Genomic DNA, 18,960 nt, shown 5'->3' on the forward strand with positions numbered 1-18,960 from the left:
GGGCCGGTTACTCGGGATCGCGCACGCCAGGCGCGTGCGTCCCGCAAGAAAGTACAGTTACTCATTCGAGAAATCGAAACTTTTTAGGAGCGATAGACATGTCAGACGCAAAACTCCTGACTTTTGACGAAAACGCTCGTCAGGCACTGCTGCGCGGTGTGAACAAGTTGGCTGATGCCGTTCAGGTTACCCTGGGTCCCAAAGGCCGCAACGTTTTGATCGAAAAGAAATTCGGTTCCCCCACCATCACCAAGGACGGGGTTACCGTGGCCAAGGAAATCCAGGTCGAGGACAAGAACGAGAACCTCGGTGCCCAACTGGTTAAAGAAGTGGCTTCCAAGACCTCCGACACGGCTGGTGACGGAACCACCACCGCGACTGTTTTGGCTCGCGCCATCTATCGTTCGGGTGTGAAGTCCGTAAGCTCCGGCCACAACCCGATGTCCATCAAGCGCGGTATCGACAAAGCTGTCGAAGCGATCATCGCCGAAATCAACAGCTCGTCCCGCCCCGTCGAAGGCGATGCCATCGCCCACGTCGGCACCATCTCCGCCAACAACGATCCCTCCATCGGCAAAATCATCGCCGAAGCCATGGAAAAGGTCGGCAAAGACGGCGTCATCACGGTTGAAGAAGCTCGTGGCCTGGAAACCGAACTGGAAGTCGTCGAAGGTATGCAGTTCGATCGCGGCTACCTGTCTCCCTACTTCGTGACCGACCACGACCGCATGGTCGCCAACCTGGAAAACCCCTACATTCTCCTCTTCGAGAAAAAGGTTTCCAACATGCGCGATCTGCTGCCCGTCCTGGAGCAGGTCGTCAAGACCAGCCGTCCCTTCCTGATCATCGCCGAAGACATCGACGGCGAAGCTCTGGCCACCCTGGTCGTCAACAAGCTGCGCGGCACCCTGAACGTCGCCGCCGTCAAGGCTCCCGGCTTCGGCGACCGTCGTAAAGCGATGCTCGAAGATATCGCCATCCTCACCGGTGGCCGCCTGATCTCCGAAGATATCGGCATCAAGTTGGAGAACGTCACCTTGGAAGACCTCGGTCAAGCCAAGACCGTGACGATCGACAAAGACAACACCACCATCATCAACGGTTCCGGCTCCAACAGCGACATCCAGGCTCGCGTCAAGCAGATCCGCGCTCAAATCGAAAGCACCACTTCCGATTACGACCGTGAAAAGCTGCAGGAGCGCTTGGCCAAGTTGGTCGGCGGCGTCGCCGTCATCAAAGTCGGTGCCGCTACCGAAACCGAGATGAAAGAGAAGAAGGCTCGCGTCGAAGACGCCATGCACGCCACCAAAGCTGCCGTTGAAGAAGGCATCGTCGCCGGTGGTGGCACCGCGCTTCTGCGTGCCGGCAAGAAAGCCGAAAACCTGCTCGAGGGTCTGGCCGATACCGACGAGACCCACGGCGTGAAAATCATCCTGGAAGCTCTGGAAGCACCGCTGCGTCAGATCGCCGCCAACTGCGGTAAAGAAGGCGCCATCGTGGTGAACGAAGTGGCCAAAGGCGAAGGTTCCTTCGGGTACAACGCTGCGACCGACAAGTTCGAAGACCTGATCAAGGCCGGTGTCATCGATCCCGCCAAGGTCGTCAAGCACGCGTTGATGAACGCCGCTTCCGTTTCCAGCATGATGCTGACCACTCAAGCGACCGTAACCGAAGTCGAAAAAGAAGAGCCTCCCGCACCTGCCGGTGGCGGTATGCCCGGCGGCATGGGCGGCATGGGCGGCATGATGTAATCCAGCCGTTCGGCGATTTGTCCCATCGAGAAAGGGAGGGTGTCCGCACCCTCCCTTTTTTCGTTGGGGAACTCCGCCAAGTCGTGCTGGTTTCCCCGTGCCGGCACCTCTATAATGCTGCATGATGCCGGCCCGGGTGCCGGCCGTAATCGAATTCAAGGGGATGAACGATGTCGCAATCGGGTAGTGAACGCAAAGCCACGCCGGAACAATTGGAAATCGCCACGCTCTTGTTGGAATTGGGTGCCGTATCGGTATCGCCGAACGAGCCGTTTACCTGGACCAGTGGCCTCAAGTCTCCGATATACTGCGACAATCGCCTGATTATCAGCACCGTCGATCAACGTCGCCGCGTGGCGCGCGGATTCGTCGACCTGATGAAACAGAACGACTGGCAACCGGACCTGGTCGCCGGTACCGCCACCGCCGGCATCCCACACGGCGCCTGGGTCGCCGACCGTTTGGACCTGCCCATGGTCTACGTGCGCTCGGCCGAGAAGAAACACGGCAAGAAGAACTTGATCGAGGGACGCGTGCCCGACGGTGCTTCGGTGGTTGTGGTGGAAGATTTGATTTCCACCGGCGGAAGCTGTATCAAGGCCGCTCAGGCCCTGGAAGAACAGGGCGCGAAGGTCCTCGGCGTCGTCGCCATTTTTCAATACGGCCTACCGAAAGCGGCTGCAGGCTTCGCGGAAGCGAACCTGAACTACAGCACCTTGACGAACATGTCGGCGCTGTTGGATGTGGCGATCGAATCGGGTCGGCTTTCGGCCGGTGATCGCGCCAGTCTGGTCGCCTGGCAGGAAGACCCCGCGGCCTGGTCCGTCAGACACGGCGGCGCCTGACCGTGTTACGCGAAAGCCACTGGCGGAAAGACACCAACTAATATTGTTATGGTGACCTTTCTAGTTAGTGCCCATCCAGAAACGGAAAGGCTGCCAGCCCTGGGTGGTTTGACTGGATGGGCACGCGATCAGGTATCAGGCGTCAGGTTTTAGCAAGATACTTGTTCGAAAGTAATTAGCTGAAACCTGATACCTGAAGGCTGATAGCAGCTTGCATTGGAAACCCGACCGATCCAGAGGATCCCTAACAAAAACACCCTGTTTCTGGATGGGCACTAGTTAAAGGCAACGCAAATTGAACAACGGTGTTGGGTGATCACAGCGATGCGAACACGATGGTTGCGTGAGCTGCTGCCGTCGTTTCTCGCCAATTCCCGTGGAAGCGTTCTTCGCTGAAGGCCCATATCGCTTCGCCCGCTTCACCTTCCAAAATATCACCCAATCCCAGGGGCTTTTCGCCCGTATTGACGACCACCCCGAGCCATTTTCGTTGACGGCGGTATTCGATTCGCAGCCAGTGACCCTGTTCGTCCGCGGTAACCGTCATGCGGTCGTGGTCGAGTAGCCGCATCTCGCGTGCCTGGCGGCGCAGGTGCATCAGGGATCGGTAGGCGGCAAACACCTGTGCGTGAACACCTTGTTCGCGATCGGCAAAGTCGAGGATACACGATTCTCTCGTTTCGGGGTCCTGGGGATCGGGGGCTTTTTCGCGCCAACCGAATTCGCGAAGCTCCTTGTTGCGCCCCTTGCGCATGCCCTTGATCATGGTGGGGTCGCCGTGATTCGTGAAAAACAGGAAGGGCTGATCGGCTGCGTATTCCTCACCCATGAAGAGCATTGGCGTATACGGCGATAGGATCGTCAGCGCGGCCGCCTGAATGGCGCGGTCGACGCCGATCAGGTGATGGAGCCGTTCGCCCTTGGGGCGATTGCCCGTTTGGTCGTGGTTTTGGGTGTAGACGACCAGTTGTTCCTGGTGCGCGGCGCCGAAGTCGCGGCCATAGTTGCGCTTGCGGTAGGTGCGGTAGCCTCCCGGTGCGAAAGTGCCTTTTCTCAGCGTTTTTTTTACGTGTCGGAGAGAGCCGAAATCGGCGTAATACCCTTCGCGCTCGCCGGTGAAATAAGCATGGAGTGCATGGTGGAAATCGTCGATCCAAACCGCGTCCAAGCCGATGCCCCCGCGCTCGCGGGGAATGATGAAACGAGGATCGTTGGCGTTGCTTTCCCCGATGAGCACGTGAGGGTGCCCGGTTTCGCGCGACAGTTCGTAGACCTGCTCCGCCAATGACTCCAGAAAGGGCTTGGCGGAAGTGTCCACGATTTCGTCGATGGCATCCAGGCGCAGCCCGTCGACTCGACATTCCCGCAACCAGAAAAGGGCGTTTTCGATGAAGAAGTCGCACACGGGATCGCAATGGGGACCGTCGAAATTGAGGGCCGCACCCCAGGGGGTCTTGAAGCGCTCGGAGTAGTAGGGCCCGAACCGGGAAAAGTAGTTCCCCTCCGGACCCAGGTGGTTGTACACGACATCGAGAATGACCGAAAGGTCCAAGTCATGGGCCCGCTCCACAAATCGCCTGAATGTCGCGAAGGTGCCGTAACAGGCCGGGACGGCATAGGGAAAGACGCCGTCGTAACCCCAATTCCGGTCGCCGGGAAAGGCCGACAAGGGCAGCAACTCCACCGCCGTGATGCCCAAATCAGCCAGGATCGGCAACTTTTCGGCCGCCGCCTCGAGCGTGCCCTCGCGGGTGAAGGTGCCCACATGGAGTTCGTAGATCAGGGCATCCTTCAAATTGCCGAGCGAGACCTCGTCATGACGCTTCTCGCACTGCCAGGAGAAATGGTGGTCCACGACCATCGAGGGACCGTGAACGCCGTCGGGTTGGCAGAACGAGGCGGGATCGGGAAGGGGAGCGCCTTCGTCGAGGCGATATCGATATAAAAAGCCGGGTGGGCAATCGTCGAACGTGGCGCTGAAATAGCCGTTGGCCTCGGCGCCGAGTGGTCGTTCCCAGCGGTCGTTCTCCGCCACCAGCCAAACTTCGTCGCTGTGCGGTGCCCAGACTCGGAATCGCGTCCGGCCGTCATTGGAATAGACAGCGCCATGGGAAAAATTCATTGGCCATGCCTCGTTTTCTGAGTCGTGTTGGAAAGCATAACACGCTTGGAAACGGCCGTTTCCCACGGAAATGAAAAAGGCCGCCTCGCAAGCGGGCGGCCTTCTTGGTTCGTTCCGGTTTCGATGCGGTTGGATCAGGCCCGGCGGCGACCGTCACGGGACGATTTGACCGCGGCCATCATCAATAGCAGGGCGAAGGCGATCAGGCCCCATTCGCCGAGCGTAGGCACGGTTGCCCCGCTGCCGCTGGTGGGCTGGATGAGGCCGTCGAGGCCGCCGACACCCACGATGACGTCATCGGGCAGATTCACGTCGATGACAGCCTGGCCGTCGCCGTTCAGGCTGAAGTTCGCCACGAACACCCATTCACCGGTGTCGGGATCCAGATAGTAGAATCCGCCGGCACCGTTGTTCGGCCCCAGAATGGTGGCCGTGTCGCCGGAGATCCGGATCGAGAAATCCAGCGAGCTGGTGGTGTTGAGATTGGTGACGGCGACATCGTCAGGGTCGACGTTGTCGAAGTCCGGATCGGTACTGGTCGCGGCGCCGAGGACGACGGTGAACGCGATGTCGTTGTCGATGACGCCGTCGAACACACCGGTCACCGTCACGGTTTGGGGCTGATCCCAATTTCCGTTAGTGAAGGTCAGCGCATTGACGTCGACCGTGCCTTCGTCTTCGTTGTCGCTGCTCACCGATACGGTGACGTCCGCACTGGGCTGGGCGCCCAGAACAACCGTGAACTGAGCCGTGGTGCCGTCTTCATCGACGACGAGATCGGTGGTCGGGTCGACCACGATGGTCGCCGCGTCCTTCGAGGTGTTGGTCACGCCCACATCGGCAGGGTCGACGCCGGAGTAGCACAAATCGGTGCTGACCACCGGACTCAACTGAATCGTGTAGGCCTGGGAGCCGTCGATGACATCGTCGTCCACCCCGGTGATGGTCACGGTCTGGGCGGTGTCCCAATTGCTCGAGGTGAAGGTCAGCGAGCTCACGTCGACGGTGCCCTCGGTCGTGTCGGAGCTGGCCACCGCTATGGTGACATCCGCGCTGGGCTGGCTCTGAAGCACCACGGTGAACTGTGCCGTGGTTCCCGTTTCGCTGGTGGTCAAGCCCGAGGTGGGTGTCACCAGGATGCCCGGGATCTTGACGTAGGCGACCGAACCGTCGTGGTCCGAAGCGCGCGACGGCGTGCCGGGATCGTCTTCGAGGTCGCGGGGCATGTCGGCATTGCCGCGAGCGTATTGGACTTCGCTGACGGCGCAGGTGAGGCTCTGGGAAGTCAGCACGTGCTCGAAGGCGTTGCTGCTGCCCCGGAACACGAAGGAGTAGCGCTCGGCGGCGGGCAGGTCGGCGATGTGGTTGTGCAGGTCCGGGTTCACTTCGTCGGTGCCGGGAATCAAGGCGCCCAGCGGATCCAGGTCACCCGTCATCTGACCGACCACGTCCACGTAACCATCGGTGAATTCATAGGCGTTGAAGTCGCCCACGACCATCAGGTGGATGTCGGGATCGGCGTTCTGCATGCTCTGGATGTGCTGCGAAGTACGCAGTGCCTGCTGGTTGCGCTTGAAGCGGACGAACTCGCCGCTACCCGGATCTTCGTCGATGTCGTTGCGCGAGCGATGGTGAACCACCATGACCACGATCGGGTAGTTTTCGCCATTGCCGAGGTCGACGGTGGCGTCGAGCACCAGCGGCGGGCGATCGTGCAGGGTGAAGGAATTGCTGTTGAAATCGAAGGTCTCGTTCTCCTGGACCTGGGAAACGTCGTTGACGGAGACCGTATCCCGCACCAGATAGCCCACGTCGATCGTGCCGGGGTCGTTGCCCTCCAGCAGATAGGCCGTGTAGTTGATGCTGCTGTCGTCCGTGTTGATCTGGGAGGCGAGATCTTGAAGCACTTCGATCTTCTCGACCTCCTGGACGGCCAGAATATCGGGGGCGCCCAGGACGTTGCGGATCAACATGGAGAATTTGGTCAGTCGATCCTGGTACTCCTGGGCGCTGACCGTGGAATCTCCGTTGCCGTCGTTCACGTCGTCGTAGAGTCGCAACATGTTCTGCGAAGCTACGGTGAACTCACCGGATTCGCGGTTGCGAACCGGAGTCGAGGAGAAGTCGGGCGTCGCCGGGTTCAGGGTGGTGGGCCAGATCTGGTAATCGCCGAAGCTGAAGGCCAGCGGGCCGGTGGCCTCGTTGACCGTTTGGCCGGCGTGCATCTGAACCGCGGGGCCGCCCAGAGCGGTGGAGTTGATTTCGAAGATTTCGGGGTTGCCGTCGTACACCGGCAGGCCCACTTGACCGGGGAAGGTGATCCCGGGCTCGACGAAGGGGCGGGTGGTGGTCGCGACGACCGGGGTGTCGCCGAATTGGTCGGTGGGTCCGGCGGCGATACCGCTCATGGTGACCAGCATGCCTTCGAAGCGCTCCAGTTCCGTATCCGGCTGGGGCTGGTTCGGCGAAGGCGTCGTGCCGTCGAAGGTGATGACGGCGGGCAGCGGATTGCCGCTGGACACGATGTCGACGACGATGCCCGCACCGGCGAACTCGGTGAAATCGAAGAACTCGACGATCGGTCCTTCGACGTTGACGATGTCACCCACGGACACGGTCGGCGCCGTGTTGAGGAATACGTAGACGCCCTCGGATGTCTCGGGATCGGCGTCTACATTGGCGTCGGGCGTTTGAATGAAGAATCCGACCGCACCGACCGCGGTGACGACGTTGCCTTCCGTGCGAACGGTTTGGCCGTCGAAGGGCGAGGTCAGGCCGTTGCCCTGGATTTCGGCGATCGTGACCGAAGCGCCACCGGCGACGTTGGATTCGCCCGGTGTCGGGGTCTGCTGGGTGTAGCTGTCAGTGTCGCGGGGCGTGCCGCCGTCGGGGAAGCGGCTGTTGGAATGGCCGTCCTTGTCGCCCATGTCGTCTTCGTTGATTTGAGCCTGGCCGGCATTCAGGAGCACGAGCAGGCCGGCGTCGTCGCCGTCGTTGGTATCGTAGACCAGGGCGTCGACCAGGTTGGTCGTGGTGACCGGTGTATTGGTGGGGAAATCGGTGTCGTCGCCCGTGTAGAGCGCGACGGCGTCGGCGCCGTTTTGGAGTCCGTTATCGGCGAAGGTCACATCGACATTGGCGACACCCGTGTTACCCGCGACAAAGAAGCCGTTGGCGTCGAGGGATTGGCCGTCCAGGTCGATGGCCAGGTAGGATTGGTCGCTGCTGCCGTTGAAAAACACCAGGACGAAACCGTTCAGGCTGGCGTTGGGGGTGCCGAACAGCTCGACGAATTCCAGGGTGTCGGAGCCGGCGGTATCGGCATCGACCTCGTTGATCACCAGTTCGGACGGGGCCGGCTGGTTCGAGGCTCCGGGCGTGGCGAGCTGTTGAACGAAGGTGTCGGTGTTGCGCGCGGTGCCCCCGTCGGGTACGCGACTGTTGGAGTGAATGTCCTTGTCGCCCGCGCCGTCTTCGTTGAGCTGGGGCTGACCGGCATTGAGCAATACCAGCAAGCCGGCGTCGTCGCCGTCGTTGGTGTCGTAGACCACGGCGTCCACCAGATCGGTCGTGGTGACCGCGGTGCCGTCCGGGAAATCGGTGTCGTTACCCATGTAGAGCGCGACGGCATCGGCACCGTTTTGCAGGCCGTTGTCGGGGAAGGTCACGTCGACGTTGGCGACGCCGGTGTTACCCGCGACAAAGAAGCCGTTGGCGTCGAGGGACTGACCGTCCAGATCGATGGCCCGATAGGATTGATCGCTGCTGCCGTTGTAGAAGACCAGGACGAAGCCGTCGAGGCTGGTGTTGGGGGTGCCGAACAGTTCGACGAATTCCAGCACGTCGGAACTGGGCGTGTCGGCATCGACCTCGTTGATGACGATGTCGCTGGAAGGAGTGGGCTGGTTGGAGGCGCCCGGAGTGGGGTCTTGCTGGACGTAGGTATCGGTGTTGCGGGCGGTGCCGCCGTCGGGCACGCGGCTGTTGGAGTGACCGTCCTTGTTGCCCAGCTCGTCTTCGTTGATTTGGGCCTGGCCACCGTTGAGAAGGGCCAGCAGACCGGCGTCATCTCCGTCGTTGGTGTCGTACACCAGGGCGTCGACCAGGTTGGTCGTGGTCACGCCGGTGCCGTTGGGGAAATCGGTGTCGTCACCCATGAAGAGCGCGACGGCGTCGGCGCCGTTTTGCAGGGTGTTGTCGGGGAAGGTCACGTCGACGTTGGTGACCGCGGTGTTTCCTGCGACAAAGAAGCCGTTGGCATCGAGCGATTGGCCGTCGAGATCGAGGGCAAAATAGGATTGGTCGTTGCTGCCGTTGAACAGGACCAGGACGAAACCGTCGAGGCTGGTGTTGGGGGTGCCGAACAGCTCGACGAATTCCAGGGTGTCGGAGCCGGCGGTGTCCGCATCGACTTCGTTGATGACGATGTCGGTGGAGGGACCGGTCTGGTTGGAAGCACCCGGAGTGGGGGCCTGTTGGACGTAGGTGTCGGTGTTGCGGGCGGTACCGCCGTCGGGCACGCGACTGTTGGAATGGCCGTCCTTGTCGCCCATGCCGTCTTCGTTGACCTGGGGCTGGCCGGCGTTGAGCAGCGCGAGAAGACCGGCGTCGTCCCCGTCATTGGTGTCGTACACCAGGGCGTCGACCAAATCGGTGGTGGTCACGCCGGTTCCGTTGGGGAAATCGGTGTCGTCGCCCACGTAGAGCGCGACGGCGTCGGCGCCGTTTTGCAGGGTATTGTCGGGAAAGGTGACGGAGGCCGCGGTGACGGCGGTATTGCCGGCGACAAAAAAGCCGTTGGCGTCGAGCGATTCGCCGTCGAGATCGATGGCCAGGAAGGACTGATCGTTACTGCCGTTGAACAGGACCAGGACCAGGCCGTCGAGGCTGGTGTTGGGGTTTCCGAACAGCTCGACGAATTCCAGGGTGTCGGTGCCGGCGGTGTCCGCGTCGACTTCGTTGATGACGACGTTGGTGGCGGGACCGGCCTGGTTGGGGGCGCCGGGCGTGGGGTCCTGCTGGACGTAGGTGTCGGTGTTGCGGGCGGTGCCACCATCGGGCACGCGGCTGTTGGAGTGAGCGTCCTTGTCGCCTGCACCGTCTTCGTTGACCTGGGGCTGGCCGCCGTTGAGCAGGACCAACAGTCCCGCATCGTCGGCGTCGTTGGTGCCGTAGACCACGGCGTCCACCAGGTTGGTGGTGGTGACGGCCGTTCCGTTGGGGAAGTCGGTGTCGTTGGCCGTGTAGAGGGCGACGGCATCGGCACCGTTCTGCACCGTGCTGTCGGGCAGGCTCACATCGACGGAAGCGATGCCGCTGCCGCCGGCGACAAAGAAGCCGTTGGAATCGAGGGTTTGACCGTCGAGATCGACGGCCAGGTAGGAGGTATCACCGTTTCCGTTGAAAAATACCAGGACGAAGCCGTCGAGCGGGGTGTTGGGATTGCCGAACAACTCGACGAATTCCCGATCTTCGGTACCGGCTTGGTCGGCATCCACTTCGTTGATCACGACGTTGGGCGAGCCGAGTCGGTCACTGAGACCGCCGTCCTGGGCGATAAGCGGCTGGCTGAAAAAAGCCGCGACTAGCGTCATAAAGGTAAGCATTGTTGACCTGGAGCCTGAGATCCGTGAAACCTCAGCAGGTCCCTTGGCAAAAATGTGGGACATTGAATCAATTTCTCCTTTGGGTGGCAGCTCGGATGAATATGATTGAGGTGGGAATCATATGAAGCGAAATCACAATTGGCCGGTCCGTCGGCATTCTAGCGGCGAAAGGTTTAGCTTATGTTAAAAGCCCCCGCCTTTGCAGTGTTTTTCCCGCTTGAATCCTCGAAAATCTGAACCTTCACCGGGTAAATCTTCGAGTTTTGGAAGAGTTGTGCCCAAAAGAGAGATCGTGGCGTGATCTGGTCCGGTTAATTGCCGCCGGCGCTGAAGTTCTTGTCCACGAAAATATCGTCGAATACGCTGAATTCTTCCCAGCGTTTGCGGGCCGCGATGATGCGTGAAACGATTTCCGCATCGCCACTTTTGTCGTGAATTCGCGGCTGGTTTTTTGCCGTTTCCCGGTATTCGAGCAGGTAGTTTTCTTCGTCGATGCCGGCAAGAACCTGGTGAAGCGGTCCCCGCTTTTTGGCCAACTTGAACATCATTTTCGAAAGGTGGAAATTGCGCAGGCTCGTCTGGTCCATCGAACGCCGCAGGCGGTAGCGCAGGATCGGGCGGAACAGCAACCAGCGTCCCAGTTTCGTGCGTTGGCCTCGTCGCTCCTTCAAAGCCGTGGCGACCACGTCGGCGGCCTGGTCCATGCCCTCGTCGCCAATGACCAGCCGGTAGCCGATCTCGGCGTCCTCCAGGTGCGTTTTGGGGAACCAGGAGCCGCTTCGGGACAGCGGGGCGCGTTCTCCGAGGGTGCGCTTCATGCGCTGGGTGACCTGGTAGTACCGGATGGGCGACATGCGGCCCTGGGAAATCTGGTCGACCACCTGGCCGTAAAAATTGTCTTCGCCGTACTCGTCCGAAATGCTGCCGATCCCTTCGAAGGCGAGGGTTTGGACATGGCGATTGTGGACCGTGTCGATGAACCGGAAGGTGCGATCGAAGGTGAACGAGCCGGAGCGCCCGCGATTCTCGCTCAGGTTGAGGAGATCGAAGAGATGCCAGTCATCTTCGATGATGGTTTTCTGACCGCGCAGGGAGATCGGCCGAAAGCCGATCTTTCCGTAGTTCTCGCGGTACAGGTAGCGGCTCTCGAGCCTGGTCTCCCAAGCGATTTCGGGAAGGGTGCCGCGGATGAAGCGGTCCACCAGAAAGGCATCGATGCGCGGGAGGAAAGTGAAGTTGATGATGGCGGCCGTGCCCAGGAACAATCCGTTGAACCGCAGGCCGCGACTCAAGGTGTCGAGGGTCTCTCTGACCGCCGCCGGATCTTTCAGGTCGACCTTTTTCTGGAGGAAGATGCGGCTGCCGTAGGTGCGTTCGGTGCGCAGTTGGAGCGCGGTACCGACCACCAGGCGCAAGGGATCGAAGTAGCCGTCGAAATCCGGTCGAATACGCAGGTCCAGGCTGAACGGTCGCTCGATGCGGGCGCCGAAGCGCAAGTCCATTTCGGATTCGTTGCGCTTCACGATGCTGATGAAAAAGGTCCCGCGAATACCCATGAAGGCATTGTGCCGAACGGGGAGCGATTGACCGAAAATGTTGGTGCGGCTGACGTCCTCGACGAGGGTCAAACCAGTGGAACTGGGAAGGATGATGCGCATGCCCACCGGCAGGCTGGCCAGGTTTTCGGCCGTGTAGGGGAGACGGCGAGGGGAGAAGGGTTTGGCGAACAGGGCTTCGTGCCAGTTGGCGTATCCGTGGCGAATGGTGATGAGTCGTTTGGCCGTTTCGAGTCTGGCCCCCGTCTCGCGGGTGGATCGCTCCTCGGCGCGGATCTTTCGATCGCCCACCAGGAATTCGACCTCGAGACTAAAAATGTCGAAAACGGTGTAGGTGCCGTTGAAATCGCGTTTCAGTCGGCGTTCCACCGCGATTCGTGGCGAGAGGCGACTGAATTTTTCGGTGACATCCCAGGTTTGCGAGAGGCGAATGGGAACGCCCTCGCGGTCCATCAGTTCCTCGTTGACGAGATCCGCCAGGAACGAAGCCCGCGGTTGGCTGTCCTCCGTGAAGGGGACCTCCGGCTCGATCGGGGCCTGTCCCTCGATTTCGCCGGGCACTTGCGTGGCACGCCAGATCGGCAGCAGCACCAGATTGAACGGGGGTTTGTGCCAGACATCTTCGTCTTGCGGGTAGTCCCGGAAGATCATCAGCTTGCCTTCCTCACGTTTGGCGACCAGGCGCCCGTTGGGAAGATTGGCAAGGAGATTGTCCCAGGTCACCTGTTCGGGGTGGCCCCATAGCTCGCAAAAACGGGTCAGTTGATCGGGTGGTAACTGCCATACTTCGAAGACCGTGTAGCCCTGGTCCGGCGAGCTGAGAATCAGTCGCTTGAACTGCACCTGACCCTGCATCTGCTCCGGTGTCCAACTCAGGCTGATATCCGTGTCGGGATGGGTCAAATCCCAAATGCTGGGTTGGTGGGTGGACAGGGCGGCCTGAATGTCGCGAAGCATTCGGGCGCGCATGGGAAAGGGTTCCCGCGGCGTGGCCGGCTGCGGGTTGGCCCGTTGGTTTTCAGGCTCTTCGACGGGAAGATCGGGCTCCTTTTGGACGCAGAGTAGGAGCAGGAATAAGTACCACATAACTACATTATCGGGCAGACGGAGGGAAGCGCCTAGGGCAAGAACCCGCGACTGTGATTTTGCGAACGTGTTAAATTTTTTCGAATAAATATGTTGGAGGCGTGTTTTGGTGCCGCGGTGGTTTTAGGCGCTGCCGGACAATGGGAACTTGATGAAAAAAGAACAGCCGCGATGATGGCTGGACTCCGCCCAGATGGAACCGCCCTGCATATCCACGAGCTGTTTCACGATGTAGAGGCCCAGGCCCGAGGATGTCTCTCCGCCCGTCGGCCGTGCCGACAGTTTTTGGAACTTGCCGAACAGCTTCTTCATGTCATCGGGCGAGAGACCCGCGCCCTCGTCCTTGACCTGAATGAGGGCGTGCCGGTCCTCCCGCTTGAGGTACAGCGAAATGTTGGTTTGAGGCGGTGAAAATTTGATCGCGTTGCTGACCAGGTTGTCGAGGATCTCCTTGGTGCGGACCCAGTCGATGCGCACACTCGCTTCGTCTTGGCAGATCAGTTTCAGTTCCTGCTGCTTACGTGCCGCCAACACTTGCCATTCGGTGAACCAATCGGCCAACAGCGCATCCAGTGGTTCTTCCCGAATTTTCAACCGGACGCCATCGTTTTCGATGCGTTCGGTTTGCAGCAGTTCGTTGATCATGCTCAACATCTGGTTGCTGGTGCGCTGAATGCGGTCGGCGACGATCTTCACCTCTTCGGTATCGTCGGCGTCCTCGTGGACCATTTGGGCGTAACCGGAGATGGCCGAAAGCGGGTTTTTCAGGTCGTGGATGACCATGTGCATCAGGTCGCTGCGCTGTTGTAAGGCCTCGATCAGGGCCTCGTTAGCCTGTTCCAGTTGGTATTTCTGTTGTTCGATTTCGTGGGTGCGCGAAGCCACCAACTGGGCGAGGTGACGCTCGCGCTGCGCCAGCCGGCGGGTTGCGAACAGGTGGAGCAGGTAACCTAGAAGGAGTACGACGCTGACGACCGTCAGCCGAAATGGAGTGGTTTGGTAGAAAAAGGGTCGCAACCTAAAGGTGATGGTCGTCGGTTCCGAACTCCAAACGCCGTCCTGGTTGGCAGCCTTGACCATGAACCGGTATTCGCCTGGGCTCAGATTGGTGTATTTGACTTCCGTCTTGTTGGTTTCTTCGATCCAGTCTCGGTCCTGACCCTCCAGACGGTAGCGGAACAGGCGTTTTTCGAGCGAGCCGAAGCTCAAGGCGCTGAAGCGGAAATAAAACGACCGGCTTTGCGGGGGAAAGTGCAGCGATCGTTCGAGGTGGTTCGGATCTATGGTCCGATCGTCAACCTGGATCGAATCGATGACCACGCGGGGCTCGTGGGGGTTCGGGCGGCAGCGTTGGGGGTCGGCGATGGCGAATCCCTGCATGGTCGGCACCCAGAGGCGGCCCTGTGCGTCACGCGCACCGTTGGGGAAGAAACCCCCGTTGCATTCTTTGGTGGCCATTCCCTCGGGAACGCCGAAGCTCTGGTAGCTCGGCCGGTAATCGGAGTCCTCCAGGACCGCCTTCATCTCCTCCTTGGCGATGCGGAAGAGGCCCTCGTTGGAGGACAGCCAAAGGTGCCCATCGGGGTCTTCGTCGATCCAGTTGACCGTCGAGGGAGGGAAATCGTTGCGGGACCGAATCGGTGTTACCTGATTCCCGTTCAAGGTGGCCATGCCACCACCATAGGTGCCCAGCCAGGTGGTGCCCTCGCTGTCCTGAAACATGCTGCGGACGATGTTCTCGGGTAGGCCCTGAGTGAGGGTAATGCCCTGCCAGCGACCGTTTTGGCCGATGCCCAGGCCGCCGCTGGTCCCCACCAGGAGGCGTCCTTCGCGGTCTTCGCAGAAGGCGATGATTCGGTCCCCCGGCAGCCCGTCCGCCCGAGTGACGTGGTTGATGACCGCATCCTCCTTCCATTGGTACAGGCCTTTTGCGGTGCCGATCCACATTTGGTCGGATCGGTCTCGGAAGAGCGAGATCACCGGTCCGTTGTAGTCCGCCAGATCCAGTTGGGAGAAGCGGCCTTCCGAATCATAAAGATTGATGCCGGCCTGGGTGCCGATCCAAATCCGCCCCTGCGCATCTTCGGCGATCGACCAGACGATGTCGTGTAACAAACTCTCCGCGGCGGTGAAGTGGCGGATCTCGTTCCCTTCCTGGAGATAGAGGCCGCCGGCATAGGTGCCCATCCAGGTTCGGTTGCGGCTGTCGTGAAAAACGGCCTGCATGGCGTCGTGGCGCAGGCCTTGAGCGCGGTGTACCAATTCGATCGGTTGGCGCGCCATTTGGTACATGCCACCACCGTGGGTACCGAACCAGATGTTCCCTTCGTGATCCTCGAGCAACGCCCAAATGTTGCCTTCCTCCACGGGGAAATGGCGGAATTCGGTCCCGTCGAATTGGGCCAGTCCCCCCGAGCCCGCGATCCACAAAATGCCCTCTTGATCCATCATGATGCGGTTCGTGTAGTTGTTGATCAGGCCGTCACCGGCACCGTAGTGGCGCCAATCGCTGTCCTTCAGATGGAGTAGCCCGTTTTTGCCGAGCCCGATCCAAAGGCTGCCGTCCTTGCCCGCCTCCAACGTGGAGATCCCGACGCGGTCCTGGGAAATCGGAAGTTCCTTCTCCTCCCAGGCGCCTCCGTCGGCTTTCCGGTACCAAAGCCCCTGCAGGCCACCGACCCAGACGGTGCCGTCGGCGTCCTCCACGGCCGACCACAACGTTTGCCCTCGAAAGGCTTTGGGCGACGCGATGAGGCCCTTTTCGGCGTCGAACACGCTGAGTCCGGTCTGGGTGCAGATCCAGAGGTCGCCCCTGCTGTCGCTGTACAACCAATTGATGACATCTCCGGCGAGCCCCGCCTCGCGGTTGTAGGTTGCGATACCTGTCTCCCGCATCGCCACCAGCCCGGCACCTTGGGTGCCCACCCAAAGGGTTTCGTCGGGTGTTTCGGCCAGGGACACGATGCGATGGCTGGGAAATTGTGGCGTGTTTTGTGGATTGAAAATCCGGAAACGCGAACCGTCGAAACGGGCCAGGCCGGCCAGGGTTCCCGCGTAGATATAGCGCTCGCGGGTTTGCAGCAGGACGGGAATGGAGTTTTGCGGCAGGCCGTCGAGGGTCGTCCACTGGCGCAGGCGAAATCCTTTCAGTTCACCCGCGAGTGCGTGATTGGCTACCTGAAAAACCAAATTCGATAGAAGAAAGACGAGAACTGTCTGATGCATGGTTGAATCTTGTGCGAGTTCCAAATTACCGGTATCGGTGCGCCGTCACCGGCAAATACCGTTCGCTCGGGTTTCGAGTGTGGGAAGGTGCGACATCGCGAAGCGTTTCTGAACGACAACCATTCGGGACTCGCAGACTTGTGACACGGAAATCGTTGGGGATCGAGGGTTTCGAACCGGTCTCCGCATCGATCGGAGATCGGTTGCGCGCCGTGGTGAACTTTGGAAAGTCCGTGTTCGCGAACCGGAACCGAAGCCGCGATGCGATGGACGGTACCGGCTCGTGGGGTTTTGGGTTGTTCGGTAACGAGTCGATGGCTCGGGGAGTGATCGGCTGAAGGTGGGTGGCATTTATGAGAAGGGGATCGAATGGACAGGGCGACCTTGCCACCGTGGGTTCGGTCGGGCTCTCCAGCGAGCGGGTACTTCCGGAATCGGGAAAGGGAACAAGGGGGATGGTGCCTTGGTACCGGCTCCTGGCAAATGATATCGGAAAATGCTTCACATCTCTTGATTCATTCCGTTGCTAAAGATGTTACCCGATTGGATTTGTGATTTGTTGCAATGAATTTTTCGAGGCTTTAATTTCGGGGGCTCCGCATTCGATGGGTTTCGATGTCCTGGCTGCGATTCTGGGGTAGAATGACGTATTTGATTTGTATGGGCATGTCACCCAAATCGGGCGATTCCCGATGGGACACTGCGGCGATCTGTTGAGTCACAGCGAGAGCGGGAGTGTTCGGCGTAATTTTTGAGGACGTCTTTCTCTTGAGTATCTCGTTTCGCTTTAATGGTTTGTGGTGGTCCGTTCCGCCGGGCACACCCTTTGGGCTTCCTTTTTTCGATACGGTTTTCGTCGGTTGTATTCCAGCGCTTCCGCAACGCGGGCTATCGCTTTCGGAAGCGCAGCATCTTCCCGTCTGGCGTTGGGTTGGCTTTCTGCCTCGATTGGCGTTTTTATCCCGACATCTCCAAGGTGATACACATTTCCTTTTGTAGGTTTGGCGAGTAACCCATGCAATTTTCCTTCATTTCGACTCTTTGGAAGTTAAGTTCACTCCACTTTGTAGTTCTTATGAATCGGTGGCCTCTATCTTCCGGAATTCTCGGGACGGGGGTCATTGTGCTGCAGGAAAGAGGGGACCATGACTGACCATTCGGAGTCGCACCACGCGCTTGCCGAAATTTTGAAAAAGAGCGGAGCTCTATTCGACATCGAAGACGACCGTACCTTGATGGCGGCCGCGCTCGTGCTTTGGAGCGAGGTGACGGGTTCGCGGCGTGGCCATCTCGTCGTGCGGCGCTGTGAAGAGTTGACCCATTTGGAAGTGGGTGCCTTGCCGGAGGGCGGCTTTCAACGCGAGCAGTGGGCCAGATGGGAGGAGGCGGAGACTGAATCGGCCTGGCAGGCCATCGGCGACCGGTTGGTGCTCGAAGCCCAGCCACTTCAGTTGGCTGCCACCGACCTTCCCAGGAATTGGGAATTGCCGTTTTTCGAAGACTTGGAGCCGGGCGGTTTTGTGCTCGTCATTCCGATGGCGAGCCAGAAGCAAGCGCCTTTTGGCGTCGTCTTCCTCCAGCGTGCCACCCGGTTCGAGATGGCCGATGTGGATATCGCGCTGGCCCTTTCCAAACAAGTGGTCGGAGCACTACGGGGATTGGGTGCGGTGCCCTCCGTCTTGTCGGATCCGGAGGCCAACCGCAAGGAAGAGCGTCTGCAGGCACAGGTCAACCGGATGGATCGGGAAATCGAGCGAAATCGCGAGCAGTTGCTGCGGCAGGAGAAGCTGGCTTCCATCGGCACCCTGACCGCCGGCATTTCCCATGAACTGAAAAACCCGCTCAACTTCATCAACAACTTCTCCGGCATCTGTAAGGAGTTGGTGGAGGAAATGGTCGAGGTGTTGCGGGAGCATCAGGCCAGCCTGCCCGCTGCGGCTCGAGAGGACATCGACGACATTCTGCACACCCTTCGAAACGATGTGGACATCATCAACAAACACGGAAAACGCGCCACCGGCATCATTCAGAGCATGTTGATGCTGGCGCGCAACGCCCCGTCGAAACCGGTGGCCACCGACATCAACGCCCTGGTCGAAGAATATGTCTCGTTCGCTTATCATGGCATGCAGGCCAAACACAAGGCGATGAGTTTGAACATTCGCAAGGAATTCGATGCCGGGCTTGGCTACATCGTGGTGGTGCCCCAAACGCTCAGCAGGGTCTTGCTCAATATTCTCAACAACGCCTGCTACGCCGTCTTGGAGAAGCGAAACCGATTGGGCAGTGGGTTTACGCCGGAAATCTGGGTGCGAACCACGCAGGAGGCCGGCTGGGTGTCAATCTCCATTCGCGACAATGGGGAAGGCATCCCCAAAGAGCTGATCGCCAGCATTTTCGCGCCTTTCTTCACGACCAAGCCTCCGGGTGAGGGGACCGGACTTGGGCTGGCGATTTGCCGCGACATCATTCAAGACCACGGCGGGGACATTCGCGTCGAAAGCGAAACCGGCAAGTTCACCGAATTCAATATTCGCCTGCCCAAAAAGCTACACAGCCGGGCCCGCAAAAAACCCCGCTCAGAGACCGAAGTGCGTCAACCCGGCAGTCCTTCCAACCCCTAGTCCTTCCCGGTTCGCGGGGGAAGGGCCCCTCGCGGGGCCCCTGGACCTTGACGGGAGTCCTTCGGGTACATTTTCGAAACGGGTAACCCTCGCGTAACGGGAAAGCTCCTGCAGAAAGCGAAGCATCCGGTAAGGAAAAAATCGG

At 59.9% G+C, this 18,960-nt stretch carries 7 protein-coding genes; 3 read left to right on the plus strand and 4 right to left on the minus strand.

Features of this window, described 5'->3' with window-relative positions; all coding sequences use genetic code 11:
- Nucleotides 1–98 precede the first annotated feature (98 nt).
- Entirely contained in the window at nt 99–1,751 is a 1,653-nt protein-coding gene (gene groL, locus J3U87_RS19295; RefSeq protein ID WP_237377411.1) for a chaperonin GroEL, read from the plus strand.
- Nucleotides 1,752–1,921: 170 nt separating this feature from the next.
- Nucleotides 1,922–2,596, plus strand: a complete 675-nt coding sequence (pyrE, locus tag J3U87_RS19300; RefSeq protein ID WP_237377412.1) for an orotate phosphoribosyltransferase — start codon at nt 1,922–1,924, stop codon at nt 2,594–2,596.
- A 316-nt stretch (nt 2,597–2,912) separates the two neighbouring features.
- Here the strand turns inward: pyrE and treZ are convergent, their stop codons facing one another.
- The 4 genes from treZ to J3U87_RS19320 form a co-directional block, all read right to left on the minus strand.
- On the minus strand, nt 2,913–4,718 hold the full coding sequence (treZ, locus tag J3U87_RS19305; protein WP_237377413.1) for a malto-oligosyltrehalose trehalohydrolase: 1,806 nt from the start codon (nt 4,716–4,718) through the stop codon (nt 2,913–2,915).
- A 134-nt stretch (nt 4,719–4,852) separates the two neighbouring features.
- Complete coding sequence (locus J3U87_RS19310; RefSeq protein ID WP_237377414.1) at nt 4,853–10,312, minus strand: endonuclease/exonuclease/phosphatase family protein; 5,460 nt, start codon at nt 10,310–10,312, stop codon at nt 4,853–4,855.
- 323 nt (nt 10,313–10,635) lie between these two features.
- Nucleotides 10,636–12,966: a hypothetical protein gene (locus J3U87_RS19315; protein ID WP_237377415.1), complete on the minus strand. Its 2,331-nt coding sequence runs from the start codon at nt 12,964–12,966 to the stop codon at nt 10,636–10,638.
- A gap of 123 nt (nt 12,967–13,089) precedes the next feature.
- The gene (locus J3U87_RS19320) at nt 13,090–16,191 is read right to left on the minus strand and encodes a sensor histidine kinase (protein WP_237377416.1); all 3,102 of its coding nucleotides are present in this window, start codon (nt 16,189–16,191) and stop codon (nt 13,090–13,092) included.
- Between the two features lie 1,145 nt (nt 16,192–17,336).
- On the opposite strand from J3U87_RS19320, the gene J3U87_RS19325 reads away from it, so the two are divergent.
- Complete coding sequence (locus tag J3U87_RS19325) at nt 17,337–18,815, plus strand: sensor histidine kinase (protein ID WP_237377417.1); 1,479 nt, start codon at nt 17,337–17,339, stop codon at nt 18,813–18,815.
- Nucleotides 18,816–18,960 lie beyond the last annotated feature (145 nt).

This window comes from Sulfidibacter corallicola (assembly GCF_017498545.1).
GTDB lineage: Bacteria > Acidobacteriota > Holophagae > Acanthopleuribacterales > Acanthopleuribacteraceae > Sulfidibacter > Sulfidibacter corallicola.